Raw genomic sequence first — 21,437 nt, 5'->3', positions numbered from 1 at the left:
ACGAGGGAAGAATCAGGCAGCTTGCGGAACTTCCGCCGGCTTGACAGCTTCTTCGTAAGAGACCGCTTTGTCGGTTACGTTGGCCTTCTGCAGGACAGTATCTACAACTTGTTCCTCCAGCACAACCGAACGAACCTCACCAAGCTGCTGCTCGTTGCCGTAGTACCACGCAACGACCTGCTCCGGCTCCTGATAGGCAGAGGCAATTTCCTCGATCAGAGCCTTTACCTTCGACTCATCCGGCTTGATCTCGAACTGCTTGACCATCTCCGCAACAATGAGCCCCAGTGCGACACGACGCCTGGCCTGCTCCTGGAACAGATCCGCCGGCAGCTGCTCCGGCTTGATATTGCCGCCGAACTGCTGCACGGCCTGGACCCGCAGGCGATTCACTTCGTTTTCGATCAAGGCCTTGGGCACTTCAATCGGATTGGCGGCCAAGAGGCCATCCATTACCTGGGTCTTCACCTTGGACTTGATTGCCTGGCCCAGCTCGCGCTCCATATTCTTGCCGACCTCGGCACGGAAGGCTTCCAAACTCGGCTCAGCGATACCGAACAAGGCAAAGAAGTCGGCATTCAGTTCGGGCAGCTCGGCTTCGGAGACCGAATTGACGGTTACCGTGAACTCGGCAGCCTTGCCCGCCAGATCCAGATTCTGATAGTCCGCAGGGAAGGTGAGCGACAGAACGCGCTCCTCACCGGCCTTCGCGCCAACCAGCCCCGCCTCGAAGCCCTCGATCATCCGCCCGGAGCCCAACACCAGCAGCGTGCCCTTGGCAGAGCCACCGGCAAAGGCTTCACCATCGATCTTGCCGACGAAATCGATGTTCAGTTGATCGCCATCCTGCGCCTCACGCTCGACCTGCGTATAGCGGGTATTCTGCTTACGCAGAATTTCCAGCATGTTATCGACATCAGATTCTGCAACTTCCGCCTGCAGACGCTCGACTGCAATATCCTCCAGGCCGACAACCTCGAACTCGGGATAAACCTCGAAAGTGGCAACATATTCCAGATCCCTGCCCTTTTCGAAAACCTTCGGCTCAACGGAGGGAGCACCGGCCGGCTTCAGCTTCTGCTCGACCACCGCCTCATAGAAGCTGGCCTGAATCAGATCACCCAAGGCTTCCTGACGAGCAGATTCTTCGTAACGCTGGCGAATCACACTCATTGGCACCTTGCCAGGACGAAAGCCAGGAATCTTGGCGCGACGAGCCGTCTGCTGCAGACGCTTGCTGACTTCGGTCTCGATGCGCTCGGCCGGCACGCCGATCGTCAGGCGGCGCTCAAGAGCGGAGGTGCTTTCAACAGAAACTTGCATGGATATTCCTCGTTGCACAGACGTTAGCCGGCCATTGACGGCCCCAAATCAAGGGCATGCATTCTAGTGGGTCAGATTGCAGAAGTCACCCTACAGAGAGCAGGCGGCATACGGGAGGGAGCAGGGAGATAGGAAATGGTGCGGATGAAGAGACTCGAACTCTTACGCCTTGCGGCGCTGGAACCTACTAAGCCTATCGAAAGTATTGTCATATTGAGAGACAATACCCCCATGAAATGCAAACGAAACTCCGACGGTCGAGCAATCGACCACCATTCCCTTCAGGTCATGCGTCAGCAGGCGATCAAGGCCGTTCGCGAAGGGCAGACCGTCCAAAGCGTGGCGGCCGCCTTCGGCGTCAATATCCGCAGCGTCTTTCGCTGGCTGTCCGACTTCGCCAATGGCGGACAGAACGCCCTGCTCGCCAAGCCGGTTCCCGGACGTCCCCCCAGGATCGGTGCCGAGGAAATGCGCTGGCTGGCACAGGCCGTTCGGGACCACTCGCCGCTGCAATACCGTTTCGAGTTCGGCCTGTGGACCTTGTCGCTGATCGCCGAATTGATCCGCCGCCAGTTCGGCAAGACGCTGTCGCTGTCCGCCGTGAGCCGAGTCATGAAGCTGCTCGGCTTCACCGCGCAGAAACCCTTGCATCGCGCCTGGCAGCAGGATGCGGCGCTGGTGCGCCAGTGGGAAAACGAGACCTACCCGGCGATTCGGGCCGAGGCCCGTGCAGCGGGGGCAAGGATCTACTTCGCGGACGAGTCGGGCCTGCGCTCCGACTACCATGCCGGCACGACCTGGGCACCGCAGGGGGAAACGCCGGTGGTCGAGGTGACCGGCCGACGCTTCTCGGTGAACATGCTGTCGGCGGTCGGGACGCGCGGCGAGTTCCGCTTCATGCTGCACGACGGGACGGTGACGGCCAGCGTGTTCCGCGAGTTTCTCAAGCGCCTGCTGATCGGTGCCGAGCAGCCGGTCTTCGTGATCATCGATGGCCATCCGGTGCACAAGGCCCGGCTGGTCAGGGCGTTCGTCGAAGAACAAGCGGGGCGCCTGAAACTCTTCTATCTGCCGCCGTACTCGCCACAGCTGAACCCGGACGAGCAGGTCTGGGGGCACGTCAAGCGCAGTGTGTCCAGGCGTCTTGTGCAGAACCGGGAGGAGATGAAGAAGTTGGCCCTGGGCGCGCTGCGCAGAATCCAGAAGTTGCCGGAGTTGGTGAAATCGTTTTTCCGCCACCCGGACTGCCGATATGCAGCAGCATGACATTACTTTTTAAAAGATTAGTAAATCATAGGAATCAACCTGAAAGCCTTTTAAATCAACAGCTTAAGCCGCCCGCAACCGCTACGCTGTGAAAATACAGTAATCCCATGTCACGCTGAGCGAAACTGTGCATCACGTTTTCGCTACGCTCCGCTTCTGGCCGATCTCAGGTCAATTATTCCAACAGGCACCCACACTATCCCTGTCGGAACCAAGAAGGTACCCTTGGCCACGCTTGCAGGGCGGCGGCCGGGTGCTGGAACGCTGGGTCGCTGCCTCCCTCATCGCCCGTCCGGGCACCTCAATCCCCATACCCTTATCGCATCACTCAGAGAAGCTCCCTGATCGAATCAATCTCGGCGCGCAGCTTCCCCACGCTTCCCTCCGGCAGGTCGTCGAGCAGATCCTCCATGGCGGACAGCCGCTCGCGGATGCCGGCAGTGGTTTCCTGGCTTTCTGCCGGCTGCTCGGCCGTTGGTAGCGCAGCCGGCTGTACCCGCATGGGTTCGAGATCAACCGTCTGTGCTTTCTGGTTTCCATGCGTCATAGTCAGCGCATAGAAGGTGGCCCGGCCGGCGCCCTCCCCGCCGATCTTCTCCTGGCTGTACATCCCCGCCTTGGCGTACCACTTGTCGCCCTTGTACGAAGCCACGTCGAACTGGTACTGCCGAGTGACGCCGTTGACCACTACCGTAAAAGCCCCGCCGCTGGTCACCTCGGCGGAATAGTCCAGCATGTCGCCCAGATGGTAGCCCTTCAGGATCGGATCCTTGATTTCCTGGCCGTTGTGCTTCGGCCGGTACTGCACATAGACCGTGCCTCCGGTGATCTGCAGCTTGAACGGTGGCTTGGTGCTCTTGCCGTGGAACTGCCCGATGATGGCCTTTTTGCTCTTGGCCAGAGCGTCGACAGTCAAGGTTGCGCTCAAGCGATGGACCGGCGCGCTGCCAAGGCTCCAGTTGGCCTCGTCGTCGTCGCCGTTGGGCAGGGTCTCTCGCAGTTCGCTGCGCGGATAGGCGCTGTTGCTAGTCGACTTCATGCCATCCCCGGATGATGGGGCGAAGAAAGTGATGGAGCCGTCGGCGTTATGGACAAACCACTCAGACGCATAGGTCTGCAACTTCTTAGTCTGGATAATCTTGGCGCCGACCGGGATGGTCAGGTTCCAGTGGGAAAGGTCTATTTTTTGGGGAAGGTCGATCATGGCAATCTCCGGATGGTGCAGGTTGGTGGTTAGCCTCACTTCGGATTGGCGATCATGCTCACCCTCTTCCAGCGGTCGACCGATCGCATGGTGCCAAGGCCAAGCATGCCGAAGATCAGCTCGAATAGCACCTCGTCGAGCGAGGGCAGCGGCGGGACATCGGCGGCGCCGGCCACGGTCAGCAACCAGGGCAGCAGCGGCCTGACCAGAAACTCGTAGGCCAGGCTGGCCACGCAGACTTACCCGGCCAGCGGTCGCCAGCCGGCCTGAAAACCCGACTGGCTCGCCGCTTCGACCTCGTTGATCTTCGCCTGGGCCAGGTTGACCTGCAGAGCCGCGTCAAGCTCCTTGAAGGCGCCCTCCTGCTGGAGCCTGAGCAGCTCGAGCTGGGCCCTGGCCTTGGCCTCCGGGTCGGGGATCAGTCTATCGAGCAGGCCGGCGACGGTCGGCAGCAGCGCCGTGGCGGTGGCGAGCAGGCTCATGCTGTCGCCTCCAGCGCATCCATCGCCTGGGCATAGCAGCTATCCCAGCGGCTCCGGTGCGGTTTGCCGGGCCGCCAGGTGCGCAGGTACAGATCCCAGCTCGCGCCGACCTCGCCCACCGCCGGCAATAGCGCCGGATCGGTCCACAGCAGCAGGCGGGCGAAGGCAGCAGCGAGGATGTCATCGTGCTCGAGCTCGGCCCATACGATGCCGGGCTCAGGGCTGACCTTTCGGGCTGTGCAGACGCCACGAGCATATCCCGCCGATGCAGGATGGCGCAGTACACCAGTTACCCCGCCACCCTGCTCAAACTGCCACACACCCCGGGCCGGCCCGCCGATCTGCCGACGATGGATAAGACCGGACTCCTGCAGCCCGATCGCCAGCAGCATGGCCTCAGCCTGGGGGCTGTTCATGCGCGCAGGCAGCAGCGAAAGCGCCGGGGCGATGGCCGCGGCGCGGATTTCGGATAGAAGCATGGGATCTCCAGAAACGAAAGCCCGCACAGGGCGGGCTTGGGGCATTCAGGTTTCTATGGATTGATGCCGAGCGGCTCTAATGATTCGAAAGCGGGTAGCGCACCTTGATCTCGGCGACCTTGGCCAGCCAGGCCGAGTAGTCCGGCTCGGTGCCGGCGATCACCGCATCGTATTCAGCCTCGAGCTTCAGCGGATCGGACTCCAGCCGGTATGCACGCGATCGCTGCGCCAGGACGGCGTGCCGCTTCTGTTCGACGGTGGGCTCCGGCGGGCTCTGCAAGGTGGGCCTGCCACCAGCTCCAGGCTTGATCAGCTTCCCGGCAGACTGCCCGGCCAGCAATTCGGCGCGCTGCTCGCACGTGATCTCCACCGCGTCGGCAGGCATGGTCTTGTTGATCGCCGAGTCGTAGAACCCGTTGGTCGTGGCGCTATACAAAATCCCCATCTCAACCTCACCGACCGATGGCAATGTAGTTGTAAAAAAGGCCGCTTTCGTACAGCGCCCCGCCGCCTGAAAGCACTCGGGCCCCGCTAACTTTGAACCCAGACGGGTGCTTGTTTGCGCATCCGTAAACGGTCGGCTGAACCGGTGTACCCCACCCTGCCGACGCTGCTTCCATGACGATGACCGCCCATACCTCGTCCGGGAATGTCACGGGAAAAACCACGTCGTCGAGGTTGCCTGTAACGGTTGACCCGGAACCCCACTGCAGAACGATATCCCCGATCTGGCGATACCCATTCGGCGTGAGCGATCTAATGCCTCCTGCCTGTGCGGCAATAAGCGCCAGGATTGCCGCCAGCACTTGATCCTGATCGCCCTTGACCGGCGCGATGCCGGCCGCGGCCAGGATGCTGATCAGCTCCTCCTGCATGTCGTTCAGCCAGGCCGCGGATACCGTCGTCGCCGGAACGCCTCCTGCGGGCGAACCCTCGGTGAATTGGTAGTCCGCCGTCGCCGACGGGACGTCTATTCGATGCATGTGCTCAAAAACCTCGCTCGATCGAGTTGCCGGTCAGCCCGCCGTGTAGCCGACAAGCGCTCGCGGATCTTCGACGGGCCGAAACTCGACCGCGCCGACCTTGACCACCAGGTCGCCCGAGGCGCCTTCCCCGGTATTGCCCAGGACGATGTCGACGCGCCAGCGGAACGTCGGGTTGGCCGTGGAGACACGGATAGCCGGGGTTTCCAGCAGCCCCTTATGGGCACCTCTAAAAACACCCACCTGAGCTAGGTCGAGCAGTGACGAACCCAGCGCTTGGCATCCGTTGACCGGGTTGATGTCTCGCAGAAGATCCTGCTGCCGGTCGCGGTATGCAACCGGCGACCTGACTCAGGCCATTTCCAGCAGTCTCGACATCCGCTTGAGGTTGTAGACCGCCGATTTGACCACCAAACCGAACTCCGCCCGGACCAAGCCAATGCTCCGGACCCTCTTGCCGCCCATCTGGGCGAGGCTGGCAAATACATGCTCGACCCTGGCCCGGGGGCTGGCAATGCGTTTGTTCCGGGCCTTGCCCGGCTCTCCGATAGGCTTGCCGGCCTGGCCCTTGCGCTGGATATGCGGTCGCCAGCCGATCAGCTTGAGCCAGCGCTCTCTGGGCTTGTCGTGATAACCGCGATCCGCCCAGAAGTCACGGCTGCTGTTGTTTCGGTCGAGCACATCCACCAGGTGCAGGGTATCGGCCTCGCTGGCATCGCTCACCCGCACGCCGCGGATCAGCTTGTGCCGACGATCCACGCTGACCGACAGCTTGTAGCCGAAGTACGATTTGCCGTGCTTCTTCGTCCAGCGCGCCTCGACATCCTTTTGTCGGCGCTGGGCGGGTGACCACTCCACCGGCACAGCCTGCTCCTTCACCACGGCCTGCTCATCGGCTGTGTTGTGCTGGATGGGCGCGCGAACGATGCTGGCATCGATGATCTGCCCTTTGCGAGCCCGGAATCCGTGTGCCTGCAACTGACGCTGCACCTCGGCAAAGATCTGGTGCTCGACATTGGCCTTGACCAGGCGCTCGCGAAAGAGCCAGATCGTGTTGCGATCCGGCACTCGGCCGGCGTGCTTGAGACCGGCAAAACGCTGGAAGCTCATGCGGTCGAGCAACTGGAACTCCATCTGCTCGTCGGACAGGTTGAACAGTTGCTGGAGTACCAGCAGTCGCGTCATCTGCTCCGTTGGATAAGGCGGCCGGCCGCCCTTGGCCCTACTGGGCCTGGGAGCCCAGCGGTCGATTTCGGCGGCCAAGGATGCAAAGTCCACATGCTTGTTCAGTAGGGCCAGTGGGTCGCCCAAGCTGTCCAGCTTGGCTTCACGCTCCTGGTCGGCAAAAAGACTGAACATCAGCAGGCTCCGGGTGATCAACAGGCGGATGATCTTACCCGGCGGCCGGGCTGGTTTTTAGAGGTGCCCTTATATGTCCGGTTCGGCCAGCGGACCGCCGGGCTCGTGTACTGGTCGGGGCTCATGTCCGAAACCGTCAGGCCCGCGGTCACGTCCCACAGCGTCAGGGTCACGCCCCGGATGTAGGCGTGTGCGCTGATCTCCACCTCGCACGACGCCTGCAGCCAGGTGTCGACCGGGAACGTCGTGGCCATGTCGGCGTTGGCGGTGCGGAAGCGGGCGGTCGTATCAGTTGTGCCCGGAGTGACAGTGATGACCTGATACTCGCCGCGGCCGTCGGCGCGCGCCTCCTTGCTGCCGACGACGGCTCCGCCGCCGCTGACCAGCTCGATCCGCATGTTGTTCGCGACAACGCCCGTGGCGCCGGTCAGCGAACCACCCGTCCCCAGGCAGAACGGGTTGCTCAGGAGGTTCCCGAACGGGTTGTTGGCCGCACTGTACTGATCGTCCTGCGCCCACACGCGCGGCTGGGCGGGCGGCAGGATGTCGGCCAGGAAGTTGGCGAAGTCTTCGCCGACCGCCACGCCGCCGGGGGGCGCCTTGTGCAGGCCATCGTTGGAGTAGCCGGCTTTCGGCACGACGTAGGAACCCGTCAAATCGGCCCAGGGCTGGTTCCAGTCATAGAGCCAGCATGCCTCTCGTCCCTTGCAGAAGTCGCGAGAGCGCTGGTTGATCCAGGCGGCCTTCTGCCGCTTGACATCGCCGCCCGGCCATTGCGCGGTGCTGCGCGCCAGGATCGGCAGCAGGACCACCGGGATGCCCAGGCCCAGGTAATACTCCGCGATCGCCTCGCGGGCATCCTGGATCTCCGTGGCGGTCAGCGCATCGATATCGTTCGTGCCGCCGTCGATGACGATCATGTCGCACTCGACCGCCGCGGCGAGGAACTCCTTGCGGGCCGCGATCTGCGCAATCGTCTGGCCGGACACGCCGGCATTCAGCCCCCGGAAATACCGGGTGGTACCCGCGGCACCGCCCGGCTCCCATCCGCTATAGACGCTCGGGTCATACCAGACCGGGGTGAAGAAGCGCCCGCGCGAAAAGAAGCGCGCCCACGAGATCCAGCCCCGCGACGAGTGCGAGACCTGGCTGCTGCTCGACTGGATGTTGTTCTGGATAAGGCTGGTGCCGATGAAGCCCAGGCGTATGCCGCGCCGGAAACCGCCGCCCCCCCCCCCGCCTGTCGCCGAGATGGTCACGACGCCGGTCGTCGGGTTGACGTCGAGACTGACGTTGGAGCCCTGTGCGATCGTCGCGCCGATGATCGCCCGCATACCGGCCGCCACCGCCGCCATCTCGGCCAGGGGCTTTGGCGAGCCATCGGCCTGGCCGACCCAGACTTGCCCATCCGCAAGGTTCGTAGCGAACTCGCCGACCAGCAGCGTCGTCGGTGCGATACCGCAGGTGGTTTTGCGGCGATGCTGGTACCGATCAGCCATCAGAAAGTGCCTCCATCATAAAAAGTGCCGGTGGCGTCATCGAAGTCGCCGCCATCGATCACGGTGGTCGTGGCGGCCTCAAACTCACCGCCGTCGATGAGCGTGGTCGGCGGCAGGCCGTTGTCGTTGTCGAGCAGGATCAGTTGGCCATTGCCGCCGCCGTCGGTGATCGGGATGCCGTCCACCGTCTCGCCCAGCCAGTTGCGGACCAGGGCCGCCTTGGCGCAGTTGGTCACGATGACGCCTCGCGCGGCGCCGTCGACCGAGCAGCCCTGCATCCGCAGGTCGCCAATGCCGCGGAACTGGAAGGCATGCTGGGCGGGTACGTAGGCCATGTCCTCGACATCGTTGCCTTTGCAGAGAACCTTGGGGATGTCCCACACGACGACGGGGCCGCACTCCCTGAACGTGTTGCGCTTGAGGATCAGCTCGTCCCAGTAGCTGTTGCCGTCGTAGTTCTCGACGTCGAGCGGCTCGACGGCGCGGATCACCAGGTTGTCCGAGAACTCCACCCGGTTCGCATGCTGGTTCGGGTTGCTGGTGTTCACCTTGTAGTGGCGGAAGGCGATCTGCACGTCCTGGATGGTGTTTTTCCGCAAGACGGTGTCCCGGCTGGACGGCGACACGTCGAGCGCGGCATGCAGGGCGCCCAGGTAGCCCGAGATCCAGTTGTCCTCGACGAGGGTGTCGTGGTCTCCGATGACGTGCGAGGTGTTGCCGATGCGAATGCCGCCGCCGTTGGTGACGCCGGCGAATGCCGGTTACTGCGGGTCACGGTGTTGTGGTGTACCCAGCCCTTGACGCTATTCGCGCCGTGCGCGTCGATACCGCTGATGTAGTCGTCGCCAGCGTAGTTGTAGGCGATTTCCCAGAGCGTACACGTCTGGACCAGGTAGTTGTGCCGGCAGCCGGTCGCGTGGCTGTGCTTGATGCTGCAGAGGGTCGAGTAGTACAGCGTCAGGCCGTAGCCTTCAGCCGACTCAAACCGATATGCGTCTCGCACTCGCGCATTGATGATGTGGCAGTCATAGCTGTAGCCGACGCGTACCGCCGCGCCGATCCGTCCCGCAATGCCGTCGATCAGATCCGCCTGGATCGTACAACGGTCACCGTAGTTGATAGCCAGTGCCGAGTTGCGGCGGTTCGGCTGCGGGGCAGCCCACGACATGCCGGCGCGCAGGATGATATGCGAGTTGACTACCGGGGCCATGATGGCAACACCGGCGCCCCAGGCGGTGGGGAAATCCCGCTCCAGGTGGCGGTCGAAGGTCAACGTCTTGGCCACCGGATCGACCGCCACGATCCGGGCGATTTCCATATTGCAGGCTGAGCGCAGGTTCGATGCGACAGGCGCGATCATGTCGGCTTCGGGCCTGGCGTCGCTGATGTAGCAGAGCTGCCCGACAGCAAAGATGTCCGTGCTGGCAACGGTAACCGTATGCGGGCGCTCGCCCGGGGCCACATCAACGGTCAGCGCGGAAAACGCAGCAATGGATATCGTGGTCCCGGTCGTCCAGTCCGACGGCCACTCACTGCCCGGATACGTCGGTTGAAATGTCTCGTCCGGCTCGTTCGCGCACGTGATGTCATCCCCGTTGATCGCGATGACTGTGGTGACTTGCTTGGTGAACGCTTTGCCGTATCGGTCATTTTCCCCGCGCACCACGATCTTGTCGTCGAGCAGCAGGAAGGCGCCTTCTCCGGGACGTAGCGGCAGGACCATGCGGCCCTCGGCATCCACGGTACTGGGCGAGCGCAGGGCCAGGTTGTCGTTGACCATGCCTGGGCGCTTCACCTCCAGCAGGCCGCCGTTGATGCGGATCATCTCGTTCGGCCCGCAGAGGATCGGACTGCGGAAATCCAGGGTGAAGTGGCTCGTCTCGACGGGGAGCGGGCGGTTGATGTAGATCGGATCGTCGGGGTTCTGCGCGGCGATGATCAGCTGACCGCCTGCGGGCATCGCCTCGATCGCGGTCAGGATGGTCCCGGTCTCATCGATGCCGGCGCCGCCGACGAGGCCGAACCAGGTGGCGTAGACCGGCCCCTCGTACTGTCGCTTCCACCGCCGCCCCAGGGTGTCGACGATGAGCGTGCCGGCGTTGTCGGCGCTGGTCGTGTCCCCTGCGCGGTGCTGGAAGAAGCCGCTGATACCCGGCTTGATAATGCGCACGATCGACAGGGGACCGGTGTATGCGCGCAACGCCGCATAATCCTGCAGCGCCGCGGCGCTGTCGACGAGGGCATTGCCCTTGTCTTTCAGCCACTTTGCCAGCGACGGGATGCGGCCGCTCAGGGTCTGCACTTCGGTCTGATCGTCGCCATTTGCGACGTCGAACATGATCTGGCTTGCCGGCTCCGCCTTCAGCACAGCCTGGAGCAGCCGGTCATTGAGATCAGCCGGATCGCTCATCCTATGTCCTCGGGAAGTATGAAGTTTGCGTAGTGCCAGAGCCGGTCGGACAGCAGGTATGCCTGCTGAATCTCGATCGCGCCGTAGCCGTAGAGCACGATCGTGTGGGCGGGCTTGAGCTGGTCGATCTTGCACTCGAGGGGGTCGTTGCCCCAGGTGCGCAGCGGCTCGCCGGCGACGGACAGGCCGGCGCGGAAGGCGATGACCGTCGTCTCGTGCGTGTTGAGCCGCCAGGTATGAACCCAGTCGCCGCTTGTCAGCGGATCGCCGGCTTGCGACAGGCCGGCGCGAAAGGGCCGGAACTCGCTGATGTTCACCTCGTAGCCGAGCGCCCGCGCCACCTCGATGAAGTAGGCCGGGCTCTGGCCGCCGGTGGCGGTGAGCTTCGCTAGCAGGGCGTTGCGACGCCCCTGCTGGGTCGTTTCGAGCGTGCCGGCGCAGTTGTCCGGCAGACCGGCGACGCGCTCCCAATCGGCCAGCAACTCGCTGGTACTGAGCGGGTTCGCCTCGATGATCAGCCGTTCGCCCCGCGCATCGATGCGGGCCAACTCCTGCGCCATGCCATCGAGCAAATCCTCGAGGCGGGTACCGGGCTCGCGCGGGAAGGCGATCCCGGGCGGGAGCAGCGCTTTCAGCTGCTCCTGGTATTCTGCAGCTGTGCGCGGCATGACTCCCCCTTAGAGCGGCTGGAACGTAACCGTGCCGAGCACAGGCATCTCCCCGACCGCATGCATGACGTTCGCGGCCGGCGTGATGATGGCGTTGTCACCCTCGTCGGCGGCGATCGATACGGCCTCGCGCAGCCGGCTGATCAGGAGGGTCCCGCCAGGCTGGGCTTCGCGCGTGAGCAGGTCCTGCAGCTCGGCCAGCACCGCCTGCTGCACGCTGGCGGTGTTCGGGGCGAGCGCGATGGTCATGTCCAGCGGTGTCGCCGTAGGCGCGGCGACGAACACCTCGGCGGTGACCGGCCGCCGCCCATCGATGTGGGCCTGCACCTCGGCCACCTCGGCGGCATCAGGGATGATGCTCACCGGGTCGTCGTCGTTGACGAACAGCACCGTCACGGTGCCGGCCCCCAGCTGCCTCGGGTAGACCCACACGCGCGTGACGCCCGGTACCTGCAGCGCCCACAGCACATAGTCGGCCTCCGCGCCGCCCTGGGGCGGGTTGCGGATGCGCTGCAGCAGGCGCGCGAGCAGACGCTCATCGCTCTCGACGTCGTCGCCGCCGGAGATGCCGCCGGCCGCCACCGCCGCGCTCGATTGCACGCCGGCGATCGGCGAGAGCAGAAACACACTGGCGCCCACCAACAGGTTGCCGTCCGTGCCCGCCACGCTCGCCTCGACGGCGACGGTGGCCGTGCCGCCGGCGATGGTTGCTGCGGCCTGGGTGGCGTACTGCACGCCGTCCTGGCGCTGAACGATTGTGCCCGCCGGGATCGCCGCACCGTTCGTCCCGGTGAATGTGACCGAGCCCTCGGCGAAGGTCGCCGCGTTGCGGGTGATCCCCCAGATCGCCGCCCAGCGCTGCAGGTACTCGCGCTCGGCGGTATCCGGCAGGGCCTGGCGCGCGGCCCAGTCGATGTATCCGTAGAGCAGGTGCGCCGCGCCGGCCTGGGCACGGCCGATGATCCCCAGCAGGGAGCGGCGTAGCACGGCGCCGTCGACTCCGGGGAGACGGGTGCTGATGTCGGCGACGACGCGGTCGATGATCTCGGTCAGGGAGGGTCTGGCGAACGGCATCAGGCGGCCCTCTTGGCGGCCTGGGCCGACCACTCGTAGTTGTACCGGTACTGCACCCGTTCGCCCTGCGGCCTGTAGAGGTCGACGACGATCAGCATCCAGCTCTTGGAGTGATACGACGCCGCCACCTCGATGCGGGTGGCGACGCGGTCCTCGATCATCCAGGCGAGGGCGTCGCGGCAGTATTGCTCGGCCCGCGCCAGTGTCTGCGGCAGCTGCTTCTCGCGGGCCAGCAGCCAGAGCAGCGACCCGGTACGGTCGCCCTCGACGGACGGCTGCACGTCGCCCCAGTAGCCGCGCAGGTCGTCCTGCGGCAGCTCCGGCGGAATCTGGTCCGGCTCGGCCCGGCGGTCGGTGAACAGGCTGATGATGACGGCGGTCTCCAGGCCGTCGTCGCGGGACAGGTCGAACCCATCGAGCAGCAGGTCGCCGCCTGCTTCCGTCATGACAAGCGCAACGTCTGCCATCAGTTCGGCACTCCCGTCCCCGGATGGGTGTGGGTGCTACCCACGTCTTTCCCGTTGTTGGTGAGCGTGCCGGTGATGGCCACATTGCCGGCGATGGCCACGTCCGGCGCGACGATCTCCAGCGCCTGGACCGCCGTGATCTGCACGCGGTCGCGCAGCAGCTGGATCTTGTTGCCGAGATCGTCGTACATGGCCACCTCGCCCGGCTCCAGCTTCAGCCGGAAGCGGCGGTCATCCACCACCAGGACGATCCCCTGCTCGCGGTTGCCAGCGACGAACGCGATGGCCGCGTCGGCGCCCGGATGCGGGTGCGCGGTGAACCCATAGTTCTGCATCCGCTCGACCCCGTCGCGCAGCTCGCCGCGCAGCAGCTCGACCTGCAGCGTCTGGCGTGCGGTGCTGTCGCTTACGGCGCGCAACACCCCACGAGCGAACGCCATCATCACCCGGTTGCCCAAGGTGCGAATCTGTTGCTGCATGCTCACGTCTTCTTCTCCTCGCCGAGAGCCTCTTTCCACAACGTGCCGTCGTCGTCTTTCTTGCCGGCCTTCTTGGCGGCAGTGCTGTCCGGCGGCTCCGGCGCGAAGGCCTGCGGACTGACGATGTCCAGCTTTGCCTGGGTCCCGCCGTCGTCGCGGGTGAAGGTGACCTGGCGGATCATCATCTCGCCCTCCATCCGCAACCAGGACGAGCGGACAGTGACCAGCATGTTCGGCAGCCACAGCGGGCCGCCCGGGTACTGGCGCCACCCCTGCACGGTGATCGAGGCCGTGGCCGATTTCCCGATCCGGGTGTTCGCTTCCCAGGCGGCACGATCCTTCGCGGCGTTCGCCGTGCCATCTGCCTCGGCGATGACCAGCAGCGGCCGATAGCGCTTCACGCCGCTGTCGGTCACCGCGCCCTCGACGTGCGCCTCGGCCTCGCCGTCGGTCGCCTCGCTCCAGGAGGTCTGTGCCTTCACGGTGTATTGGCTGAAGCGCTGCGAGTGATCGATCGAGCCGGAGGCTTCCTTGATGTTCTCGCCCTGCACCAGCGCCACGGCGGCGCGCTGCGTGCCGGCACGGGTCAGCAGCAGGCCGCCGGCGCCATCCGGCATCGCCAGCAGCTTCCGCTGCCGGGCATAGCGCTCGATCGCCTCGAATGCGGTCTCGCCCTGCTGGAGCTTGATGACTTGGAACGGCTCGCCGACCGGAACGTCCGCACGCACTGCGATGCCGAACGGCTTCGCGATGATCTGCGCGAACTTGAGCAGGTCGATGTTCTTCCACTCGTCGGGGCTGTGCACTGCCGAGCAGTCGATCAGGTCCGCCGTCTTGTCGCGGCCCTGGATGTTGATGGTGTGGGTTTCCGGTCCATACGAGGGCCGGAAGATATCCACGTAGCCGATCACCAGCGGCACGCCGCCCAGGCGTACCTCGCAGGCGTCGCCCGGCAGGATCGGCCAGGGCTCGACTTGGGCGGCCATGCCGGCGCGCCCTTCCCAGCGCTCGGTCAGCGTGACGGTGAATGCGCTGCTTGCCGCATCCATCGCCCGGGTAACGCCCAACTCTGTCCAACCGGCATAGGACAGGCCGTTCACGCGCAGTTCGAGGTCATCCATCCGACAGGACCTCGAGCTGCTGGCCGCCCGGCAGGAATCCCGGGTGGCGCGGCTTGTTGCGGCTCACGATCTCGTCCGCCCGGCTGGCGTCGCCATAGAGCTGGTACGCCACCAGCAGCGACGGCAGCGTCGCCGGCGGCGTGTACTCGACCAGTTGCGGCAGATCCACCTCGGGCTGGGGAATGCCGCGCACCACCTCCGTGCGCAGCGCGCCGAGCGCCACATAGGCCTCGTCGTTCCCGGTGCGCTCCATCTCGGTGTCGATCCGCTCGACCAGGGCCTGCCGGGCGCTGTTCGCATCCTGATAGCTCGGATAGTCGATGGCGACGGCGGCCCGGGCCGCCGCCGGCAGCGACACCTGCCGCACCAACTCGTTGAACGCCTCATGGTTCGTGGCCTGCTGCCGGCGGCTCGGGGTAGTGGTCCGCCCGCTATAGGGCGCCGACACCTGCTCCATCACGCCAATGAACAGGGAGGCCGCCTGCTCGCCATAGGCGTCGCTCGCCAGATCGAACATGTCGATGAGACCGCTCGCCAGCTGCTCGGGCCATTGCACGATCGACAGGGCATTGCCCGCCAGGTTGCGCAACGCGCGGCTGAACGACACCGCCGCCTCGAGCTCGCCGGCCAGGTTGATCCCCCCGGGCGCGGCCAGGAACTCCGTGAGCGCCTGCAGGTGCTGCGTTGCAGCCTCCAGCACGAAACCGGGGAATCCCTCCGTAAGGAACCGCTCGACGAAGCCCGCTTGCGCGGCAGAGATAACCGAATTGCCGGCCTTGCTGATCGCGTTGATGCTGTCGGTCACCGCGCGCGGATAGGACGCCTCGCCTGCCTCGAGGAAGGTGATCGACACCCGGCACATACCGCCGTTCTGGCTCGTCTCGTTGACGCTCAGCCCACGGCAGACGACGGTCAGCTCTCCCCGGTACGGATGCACCAGCAGACCCGGGCCGGGCGTCTCGCACGCCTCGATCAGGGTGTCTCGCTCAAGGTGATAGTTCTCGCCGACCAGATAGCCGGTGACCGTGAATTCCCGGGCACGGCGCCCAAGATCCTCGGTGTACGGCACGTCGCGCAGCGCGTGTTCGTGCACGGCCTGCCGGCGGCCATAGGCGCTGTCGGCGGACTCGACCTTGAACGCCGCGCCGCGAAAGGACGCGGTGCGGTACATGTCGCGCCAGGTCATGGAAGGCTCCAATATGGGCTGTGCTTGCTTTATGGCGGAAACAAAAGCCCCGGCGGTTGCCAGGGCCAAGAAAAGAAAAAGCCCGCACAGGCGGGCTCTCGTGGAGGCGTTGGCTAGAGGTCATCCCAGCTTTCGATGTCCTCATCCCAACCATCTTCATCTTCTGAATCCAGTTCGACTAGCTGGGCATCCAGAGCTTCGTCATCGAAATAATCGAGTCCATCGTCATCGAGCTGCTCCAAAGACTCATCGGCCTCCTTATCGAGCAGCCCCTCATGCTCAAGATCAAGGATGTCTGCTTCCGTCCACATGGTCGCTCCTGTACATGGCACTCCAACGGACAGTTTGTATGTAAGGGCATCACGGCCTGAATCAAGTGGTGTCAGCCCGATGCATGGATCTGAGGATCTGCTGTTATGGTGCCGCCATCACGTAGCCGAGGTTCGTGTCGAACTGCGCGCCGCGGCTGCCCTGCGTCTGCACCCGGGTGCCCGGCGGCAGGTTGTTCATGTCCACGCGCACGAGCACCTCCTGCGGCTCGTTGCGCACGGTGGCCGCCGCCTCGCGGCCAATCTCGGCCGAGCGTCGCCCGATGTCCGTCGCGGCGGCCGCGCTGCCTGTCGCCTGCGCCGCTCCGACCGCAGGCGCCACGACGCCACCCTCGATGCCGAGCAGCCCGCGCATCCAGTCCGGCAGCGCGCCCTTGACGGCCTGTGCCGCTGCGGAAATCTTCTCGCTCAGGATGGCGGCGATGTCCCAGCCGGTGAAGTATTTCACCAGCCCGTTGAACGCCTCCATGATGAGGCCCACCGGGTTGTACTCGCGCCAGGCCGCCAGCAGTCCGAGCAGGAAGTTGTCCCGGAAAGCGGCCCGCACGTCCTCGAACCTCTGCGTCCACCAGGCGCTGATCTGGTCCCAGTTGCGCACCAGCAGGTATCCGGCAGCCGCCACCGCGGCCAGGCCAGCGACGATCCAGCCGATCGGCGTGGCCAGCATCGTGGCGCCCAGTCCGTAGATCGCGGCTCCCAGCGCGTAGATGCTGGTCAGCAGCCATCCGCCGATCAGCGTGGCGAGAATTCCAAGTATCAGGTTCACGCCGCCGAATTTCTCGATCAGCCAATCAACCGCATCGACGACCGGCTGTATCTTTTCCCTAAGCTCTGTGAAGCCCTTCACCAGATCGTCAAGCCGCTGCGGCAGCTTATCGGCGAAGTCCTTCGCGAATTTCTCTATCTGCGGCCGGTACTGCACCAGGATCTTGGAGAACTGCTGCCCCAGCTCCGGCAGCACCGCCGCGGCGATCGTGTTCTTCACCCCGGTCAGCGATGCCTGGAACACGCGCAATTGAGCGTTGAAGTCGCTCGCCGCCTTGACCGTCTCGGAGCTGAGCACGACGCCCAGCTCGCGGGCCTCTCCGCGCAGCTGCGCGACACGCTCGGCGCTCACGCTGACGAACTCGGCCAGTTGTTCGCCGCCCTCGCCCCCGAACAGCTCATCGACCAACCGCTGCCGCTTGGCGACGTTATCCACCTTGCGCAGTTGGGTCAGCACCAGATCGAACAGGGCCTCGGTGTTGCCCATGGTGGCCTTGATCTGCTTGTCGCTGAGCCCGATCCGCTTGAAGGCCTCTTCCGCACTGCCTTCTCCGGTTACGGCGTATTCGTCGGCGCGCAGGCTCAGCTCCTTGAGCGCATCGAGCAGTGCATCATTCTCAACGCCGTATGCCTTGGTGGCGTACTGAAGCTCCTGCAGGGTCTCGACCGGGACGCCGAGACGTGCCGAGAACTTCTGTACCTCGCCCCCGGTTTCGGCTACCGAAGCCCCGATGCCGATGATCGCCGCCGACGCGGCTGTTGCCATCGCCGCGATGCCGACACCCACGGTCGCCACACGTTTGGCGAGGTCGCCGACCGCCGTGCCCACGTTGCGAAACGACTGCACCAGCACTGGCAGGCCGCTGCGGTTGGATAGATCGAGGAGCCGGTCGCGGATGCCACCGGCAGCCTGGCCAATGCGGCCCAGCATTCCGCGCAGCGGCCGGGTGATCTGGTCGACCGCGCGGATGACGACGTTTAGCGGGTATTCCCTTTCTGCCACGATACCCACTCCTCCGCGCGCTCTAGCCAGAAAGTCAAATCGTCAAGGTCAAACTCCCAGACCTCGGACGGCTGGATGCCCATCACCTTGACGGCGACGGTTACGGCTTTGGCCCAGTCCCGAGGTGCCTGAACAAAAAATCGTTCGCCTCCTGGATGACGACCGACTGGTCCTCCTCGGCGAACTCCTCGAGCACGGCGACCGGATGCCCGATCATCTTGGCGCCCAGGTCGATCAGGGTGCCGAAGTCGAGGTTGACCGACACCTCGCCCTTGGCATCCGCGCCGGCGCGGAGCGTGCAGCTGCGCAGATGCTTCAGCTTGCGGGTGATCGTCACCTGCGTGATGGTCTCGGTCCCGAACTGCACCGGCTCGGCCAGGGTATGAACGCGTTCTTTTGCCATCAGCGGATCTCCTCTCCGGACAGGCCCTCGAAGCGGAACGCACCGTTCCCCTCCTCGGTGTTGAAGGTGCCCTCGGAGGCGTACCAGGCGTTGCGCAGGACGACGACCTTGCCGTTCGCCAGCTCCAGGGTGACGGTGGCGTCGGTCAGGTTCAGCAGCGTCTCGAGGCTGATCTCGCGGCGGTCGCGGATCTCGCCCTCGATGAACGGGATCTGCGGCGTCTCGCTGTAGCCGTGGACGCCGTCCGGGCCGACCAGGCCTGCCCGCAGCGGCTGGCCCAGGTTGTAGGTGAAGTTGCCGACGGCGTTGTAGATCTCGCCGTCGACCTTGATGCTGATGGTTCCGCCGAGGCGTGCCATTGCTCGATTCTCCGATGCAGGAAGTTCGGCCCGTTACAGGCGGAACTGGATTTTGTTCGCGATGACCCGCAGCTGGTTGACCAGATCAGGCGGAAGCAGCATGTCCAGGCGGTTCGGGTCGCTGGCGTTGCGCTCGGCGACCAGGTTGGCCTTGAAGTCGTCGATGTTCTCGACGAGGCCCAGGTCCTCCCAGGCGCGAAACTTGGCGAGCGCCTCGGCCTTCATGACCACCGGCGTGACCACGGCCTGGCCGCTGCCGTAGCGGGTGCCATCGTTCGCCAGCTTGTGGCGCGGGTATTTGCGCAGGATGTAGTCGCGCCAGTCGTGGCGAATGAACATCAGCGTGAACAGCGTCTCGCTGTCCAGATAGCTGGTGTCGTTCCCGCCGGCCGAGTTGGTCTTGTAGGTCGTGATCAGGCGCTCGACCTGCATGACGCCGCCGGCATCGACCTTGGTGGTGGCGATGCCGTCGAACAGCAGCAGGTTCCGCTCCTCGTTGGTGAAGCGGTCGGCCGCGGCCGGCGGCAGGCACCAGGCATAGCCCAGGTTCTGGATCGGCCGCGCCGGATCGATCGCGGCGTAGTAGGCGGCGATCGCCATGGTCTCGGCGGCCTTTTCGTAGGCCGGCATGGGCTCGCTGTTCGCCATGACGATGGTCAGGTGCGGGCTGTTGCGGCTGTCGCCCAGCGTACTCAGCGTGCCTTGGGTGCCGCGCGCGGCGGCGAACGCATGCAGCTCGATCTCGCGGTTCCAGCCGAACCGGCTGGCCAGCTCGGTCTCCAGTGCCGCCAGGCTGGCCGCGTCGGTATAGGGCATGCCGAGGACCTGGAACCACTCGTCGCCCAGCGCGGCCAGCGCGTCGGTGATATCCGGGTTGCCGGTACCGCCGGACAGGGCGGTGATGGTCAGGGTGAGCCCGGCCGGGAGGGCCTGGCCGTCGTAGTAGTTCACCCGCAGATCGAGGGTGTTCCCGGCCTCGCCCTTGTGGCGCGCGGTCACCGTCACGGTTCCCGTGCTGGCGGTGGCCGTCACCGGCAGGTCGACCGCGGCGTTGATGGCAGCCGCCACAGCCGTGGCCACGGAAGCCGGCGTGCCGCCGCTTGGCACCCCCACGTCGACGCGGCGGCCGGCGATCATCAAGTACAGGGTGCCGGCTTCCGTCGCCACGGCACCGAAGGCCAGCGCACCGGTCGCGGCCACGCCCTCGGCGTTGTCGGCCACCGGCATGACCTGCAACTCGGTGAAGGTGTCCTGCGCCAGCACGGCTCGCACCATGCCGGCCAGCATCGAGCCGGCACCGAACAGTGCGTCAGCCTGGGCCTCGCTGGTCACGCGCACCAGCTGCTCGACGGCAGCGGATCCGGCGGCCAGCTTCTGCCCGATCAGCAGCCGCCGGTAGGTGACGGCCTGCGGGCCGCCGACGGCCTTGCTGTTGTCGATCTCGCTGTAGACGCCCGGCTTGCGCAGCGTTCCCGGCCCCGGGAGGGTGTTGAAGCTCATGGCCATTTAGTTGTCCTCTTCCTGTGCTGCGGCCGGTATGGCGTCCGGCTTGACCTCGATCACGTCGCCGGCCTTCAGCTTGCGACGCCAGTAACTGCTCATCTCGACCGGCTCGCCCTCGGCGGCCAGCGGTCGGTAGTCGGCCGGGTGGCGCACCAGGCGCCCGTCTGCCGGCCTCAGCGTGCGGCGGTCGTTCATTGGTTCAGTCCTGTGAGGTGGGTGCTCGCCCGGTCGGCCGGATCGTCCTGCTCGCCGGCCAGGCTGTAGTCGGTGTGCACCGTGGCCAGATCGTCGAGCGTCTCGTTGAAGTCGGGGCCTGGCTGCTCGTCGAGGTAGTCCGCGTCGAAGATGATGCGGCAGGCGCCGATGACGGTTTTGCCCTGCTCGCTCAGCACCATCTGGGTCTGGCTGTAGCGCAGGTCGCTGGCCGTTCCGCCGAGCGTGTCGTCACGCAGCAGGATGAGCTCTACCTGGCGCGCGATCTCGTCGAGCACGTCGTCGAGCGCCTCGTCCGCTTCGCCCTGTATCTCGACGGCGAGTTGTACGGTGCGCCGGTACTCGCGTGGGGCGGCGGTATGGATCTCGCCGGCCTCACCCATGGTGTAAACCGATATCGCCGGCAGCTGGTTGTCCCAGTCGTTGACGATGAACGGCGCCACCCGGCTGGCGTAGACGCTCGCGCCGACGCCGGTGTTGCCCATGAGCAGCTCGACCGCCTTCTTGCGGATTGCTGTGCGCGGATGCGGCACGATCACACCTTCTTCAGAACGATCAGCGCCCCAGCGACGCCGTCAGGCTGCACGTCGTTGATGCGATAGAGTTGGCCGCGCACCCGGACGCGGTCGCGGGGGGTCCGCTCATTCGGCAGGTCGGACAGCCGCACGCCCAGCACCGGGTTGGTGCTGGAAACCGGCGCCTGCGTTTCCGGATCGATCTCGACGTGCGCGGAGTCGAACACGGCCTGGGGCAGCTCGACGCCCGGCTCGACCCCATCGGTGAGCCAGTGGACCGAGGGCTCGGAGAACGTGCGAACCGCGACGCCCAGCATCCGGTTGGCCATGCTGCTCCAGGCCATGGC

At 65.1% G+C, this 21,437-nt stretch carries 27 protein-coding genes; 1 reads left to right on the top strand and 26 read right to left on the bottom strand.

Going from position 1 to position 21,437, the window contains the following annotated elements; translation table 11 throughout:
• Positions 1–12: 12 nt before the first annotated feature.
• Positions 13–1,323 (bottom strand): trigger factor, encoded by a 1,311-nt coding sequence (tig, locus tag GCU53_RS23025; RefSeq protein WP_152389649.1) that lies wholly within the window; start codon positions 1,321–1,323, stop codon positions 13–15.
• 231 nt (positions 1,324–1,554) lie between these two features.
• On the opposite strand from tig, the gene GCU53_RS23020 reads away from it, so the two are divergent.
• Positions 1,555–2,589, top strand: a complete 1,035-nt coding sequence (locus GCU53_RS23020; RefSeq protein ID WP_152389648.1) for an IS630 family transposase — start codon at positions 1,555–1,557, stop codon at positions 2,587–2,589.
• Between the two features lie 328 nt (positions 2,590–2,917).
• Here the strand turns inward: GCU53_RS23020 and GCU53_RS23015 are convergent, their stop codons facing one another.
• The 25 genes from GCU53_RS23015 to GCU53_RS22900 form a co-directional block, all read right to left on the bottom strand.
• On the bottom strand, positions 2,918–3,793 hold the full coding sequence (locus GCU53_RS23015; protein ID WP_152389647.1) for a polysaccharide lyase family 7 protein: 876 nt from the start codon (positions 3,791–3,793) through the stop codon (positions 2,918–2,920).
• 35 nt (positions 3,794–3,828) lie between these two features.
• Positions 3,829–4,026: a hypothetical protein gene (locus GCU53_RS26300; RefSeq protein WP_244306941.1), complete on the bottom strand. Its 198-nt coding sequence runs from the start codon at positions 4,024–4,026 to the stop codon at positions 3,829–3,831.
• Between the two features lie 6 nt (positions 4,027–4,032).
• On the bottom strand, positions 4,033–4,275 hold the full coding sequence (locus tag GCU53_RS26295) for a 3TM-type holin (RefSeq protein WP_244306939.1): 243 nt from the start codon (positions 4,273–4,275) through the stop codon (positions 4,033–4,035).
• Positions 4,272–4,754 (bottom strand): hypothetical protein, encoded by a 483-nt coding sequence (locus GCU53_RS23005; protein ID WP_152389646.1) that lies wholly within the window; start codon positions 4,752–4,754, stop codon positions 4,272–4,274. Before GCU53_RS23005 ends, GCU53_RS26295 begins: the two co-directional genes overlap by 4 nt.
• A 76-nt stretch (positions 4,755–4,830) precedes the next feature.
• The gene (locus GCU53_RS23000) at positions 4,831–5,034 is read right to left on the bottom strand and encodes a hypothetical protein (RefSeq protein WP_152390030.1); all 204 of its coding nucleotides are present in this window, start codon (positions 5,032–5,034) and stop codon (positions 4,831–4,833) included.
• A 172-nt stretch (positions 5,035–5,206) separates the two neighbouring features.
• Positions 5,207–5,737 (bottom strand): gp53-like domain-containing protein, encoded by a 531-nt coding sequence (locus GCU53_RS22995; RefSeq protein ID WP_152389645.1) that lies wholly within the window; start codon positions 5,735–5,737, stop codon positions 5,207–5,209.
• Between the two features lie 33 nt (positions 5,738–5,770).
• The gene (locus GCU53_RS22990) at positions 5,771–5,980 is read right to left on the bottom strand and encodes a hypothetical protein (protein ID WP_152389644.1); all 210 of its coding nucleotides are present in this window, start codon (positions 5,978–5,980) and stop codon (positions 5,771–5,773) included.
• Between the two features lie 108 nt (positions 5,981–6,088).
• Positions 6,089–7,117, bottom strand: coding sequence for an IS5 family transposase (locus GCU53_RS22985; protein ID WP_425278158.1), 1,029 nt, complete (start codon positions 7,115–7,117; stop codon positions 6,089–6,091).
• Positions 7,114–8,595, bottom strand: coding sequence for an SGNH/GDSL hydrolase family protein (locus tag GCU53_RS22980; protein ID WP_152389643.1), 1,482 nt, complete (start codon positions 8,593–8,595; stop codon positions 7,114–7,116). The genes GCU53_RS22985 and GCU53_RS22980 overlap by 4 nt, the downstream gene beginning before the upstream one ends.
• The gene (locus tag GCU53_RS22975; RefSeq protein ID WP_152385846.1) at positions 8,595–9,194 is read right to left on the bottom strand and encodes a hypothetical protein; all 600 of its coding nucleotides are present in this window, start codon (positions 9,192–9,194) and stop codon (positions 8,595–8,597) included. Before GCU53_RS22975 ends, GCU53_RS22980 begins: the two co-directional genes overlap by 1 nt.
• Positions 9,140–11,005 carry a hypothetical protein gene (locus tag GCU53_RS22970; RefSeq protein ID WP_152385845.1) on the bottom strand — a complete coding sequence of 622 codons (1,866 nt, stop codon included), beginning with the start codon at positions 11,003–11,005 and terminating at the stop codon, positions 9,140–9,142. The genes GCU53_RS22975 and GCU53_RS22970 overlap by 55 nt, the downstream gene beginning before the upstream one ends.
• Entirely contained in the window at positions 11,002–11,673 is a 672-nt protein-coding gene (locus tag GCU53_RS22965; RefSeq protein WP_152385844.1) for a YmfQ family protein, read from the bottom strand. Before GCU53_RS22965 ends, GCU53_RS22970 begins: the two co-directional genes overlap by 4 nt.
• Before the next feature lie 9 nt (positions 11,674–11,682).
• The gene (locus tag GCU53_RS22960; RefSeq protein WP_152389642.1) at positions 11,683–12,747 is read right to left on the bottom strand and encodes a baseplate J/gp47 family protein; all 1,065 of its coding nucleotides are present in this window, start codon (positions 12,745–12,747) and stop codon (positions 11,683–11,685) included.
• On the bottom strand, positions 12,747–13,214 hold the full coding sequence (locus tag GCU53_RS22955) for a phage GP46 family protein (protein ID WP_152389641.1): 468 nt from the start codon (positions 13,212–13,214) through the stop codon (positions 12,747–12,749). The genes GCU53_RS22960 and GCU53_RS22955 overlap by 1 nt, the downstream gene beginning before the upstream one ends.
• Complete coding sequence (locus GCU53_RS22950) at positions 13,214–13,693, bottom strand: phage baseplate assembly protein V (RefSeq protein ID WP_244307211.1); 480 nt, start codon at positions 13,691–13,693, stop codon at positions 13,214–13,216. Before GCU53_RS22950 ends, GCU53_RS22955 begins: the two co-directional genes overlap by 1 nt.
• 2 nt (positions 13,694–13,695) lie before the next feature.
• Entirely contained in the window at positions 13,696–14,814 is a 1,119-nt protein-coding gene (locus GCU53_RS22945) for a phage baseplate assembly protein (protein ID WP_152389639.1), read from the bottom strand.
• Entirely contained in the window at positions 14,807–16,000 is a 1,194-nt protein-coding gene (locus GCU53_RS22940) for a DNA circularization protein (protein WP_152389638.1), read from the bottom strand. Before GCU53_RS22940 ends, GCU53_RS22945 begins: the two co-directional genes overlap by 8 nt.
• 113 nt (positions 16,001–16,113) lie before the next feature.
• Complete coding sequence (locus GCU53_RS22935) at positions 16,114–16,311, bottom strand: hypothetical protein (protein WP_152389637.1); 198 nt, start codon at positions 16,309–16,311, stop codon at positions 16,114–16,116.
• A gap of 103 nt (positions 16,312–16,414) precedes the next feature.
• A complete protein-coding gene (locus GCU53_RS22930; RefSeq protein WP_152389636.1) occupies positions 16,415–18,097 on the bottom strand; it encodes a phage tail tape measure protein in 1,683 nt (560 codons plus the stop codon).
• Positions 18,098–18,197: 100 nt separating this feature from the next.
• The gene (locus tag GCU53_RS22925) at positions 18,198–18,500 is read right to left on the bottom strand and encodes a hypothetical protein (RefSeq protein WP_152389635.1); all 303 of its coding nucleotides are present in this window, start codon (positions 18,498–18,500) and stop codon (positions 18,198–18,200) included.
• The gene (locus GCU53_RS22920) at positions 18,500–18,859 is read right to left on the bottom strand and encodes a phage tail tube protein (RefSeq protein WP_152389634.1); all 360 of its coding nucleotides are present in this window, start codon (positions 18,857–18,859) and stop codon (positions 18,500–18,502) included. The genes GCU53_RS22925 and GCU53_RS22920 overlap by 1 nt, the downstream gene beginning before the upstream one ends.
• A gap of 33 nt (positions 18,860–18,892) precedes the next feature.
• Positions 18,893–20,365: a phage tail sheath subtilisin-like domain-containing protein gene (locus GCU53_RS22915; protein WP_152389633.1), complete on the bottom strand. Its 1,473-nt coding sequence runs from the start codon at positions 20,363–20,365 to the stop codon at positions 18,893–18,895.
• On the bottom strand, positions 20,366–20,557 hold the full coding sequence (locus GCU53_RS22910; RefSeq protein WP_152389632.1) for a DUF2635 domain-containing protein: 192 nt from the start codon (positions 20,555–20,557) through the stop codon (positions 20,366–20,368).
• Entirely contained in the window at positions 20,554–21,114 is a 561-nt protein-coding gene (locus tag GCU53_RS22905) for a hypothetical protein (protein ID WP_152389631.1), read from the bottom strand. The genes GCU53_RS22910 and GCU53_RS22905 overlap by 4 nt, the downstream gene beginning before the upstream one ends.
• Entirely contained in the window at positions 21,111–21,434 is a 324-nt protein-coding gene (locus GCU53_RS22900; protein ID WP_152389630.1) for a head-tail joining protein, read from the bottom strand. Before GCU53_RS22900 ends, GCU53_RS22905 begins: the two co-directional genes overlap by 4 nt.
• Positions 21,435–21,437: the final 3 nt, after the last annotated feature.

Source organism: Azotobacter salinestris (assembly GCF_009363155.1).
In the GTDB taxonomy this organism is placed as follows: Bacteria; Pseudomonadota; Gammaproteobacteria; order Pseudomonadales; family Pseudomonadaceae; genus Azotobacter; species Azotobacter salinestris.
Note: the sequence above shows the minus strand (reverse complement) of the source record. Positions and strands in the feature narration are given on the sequence as shown.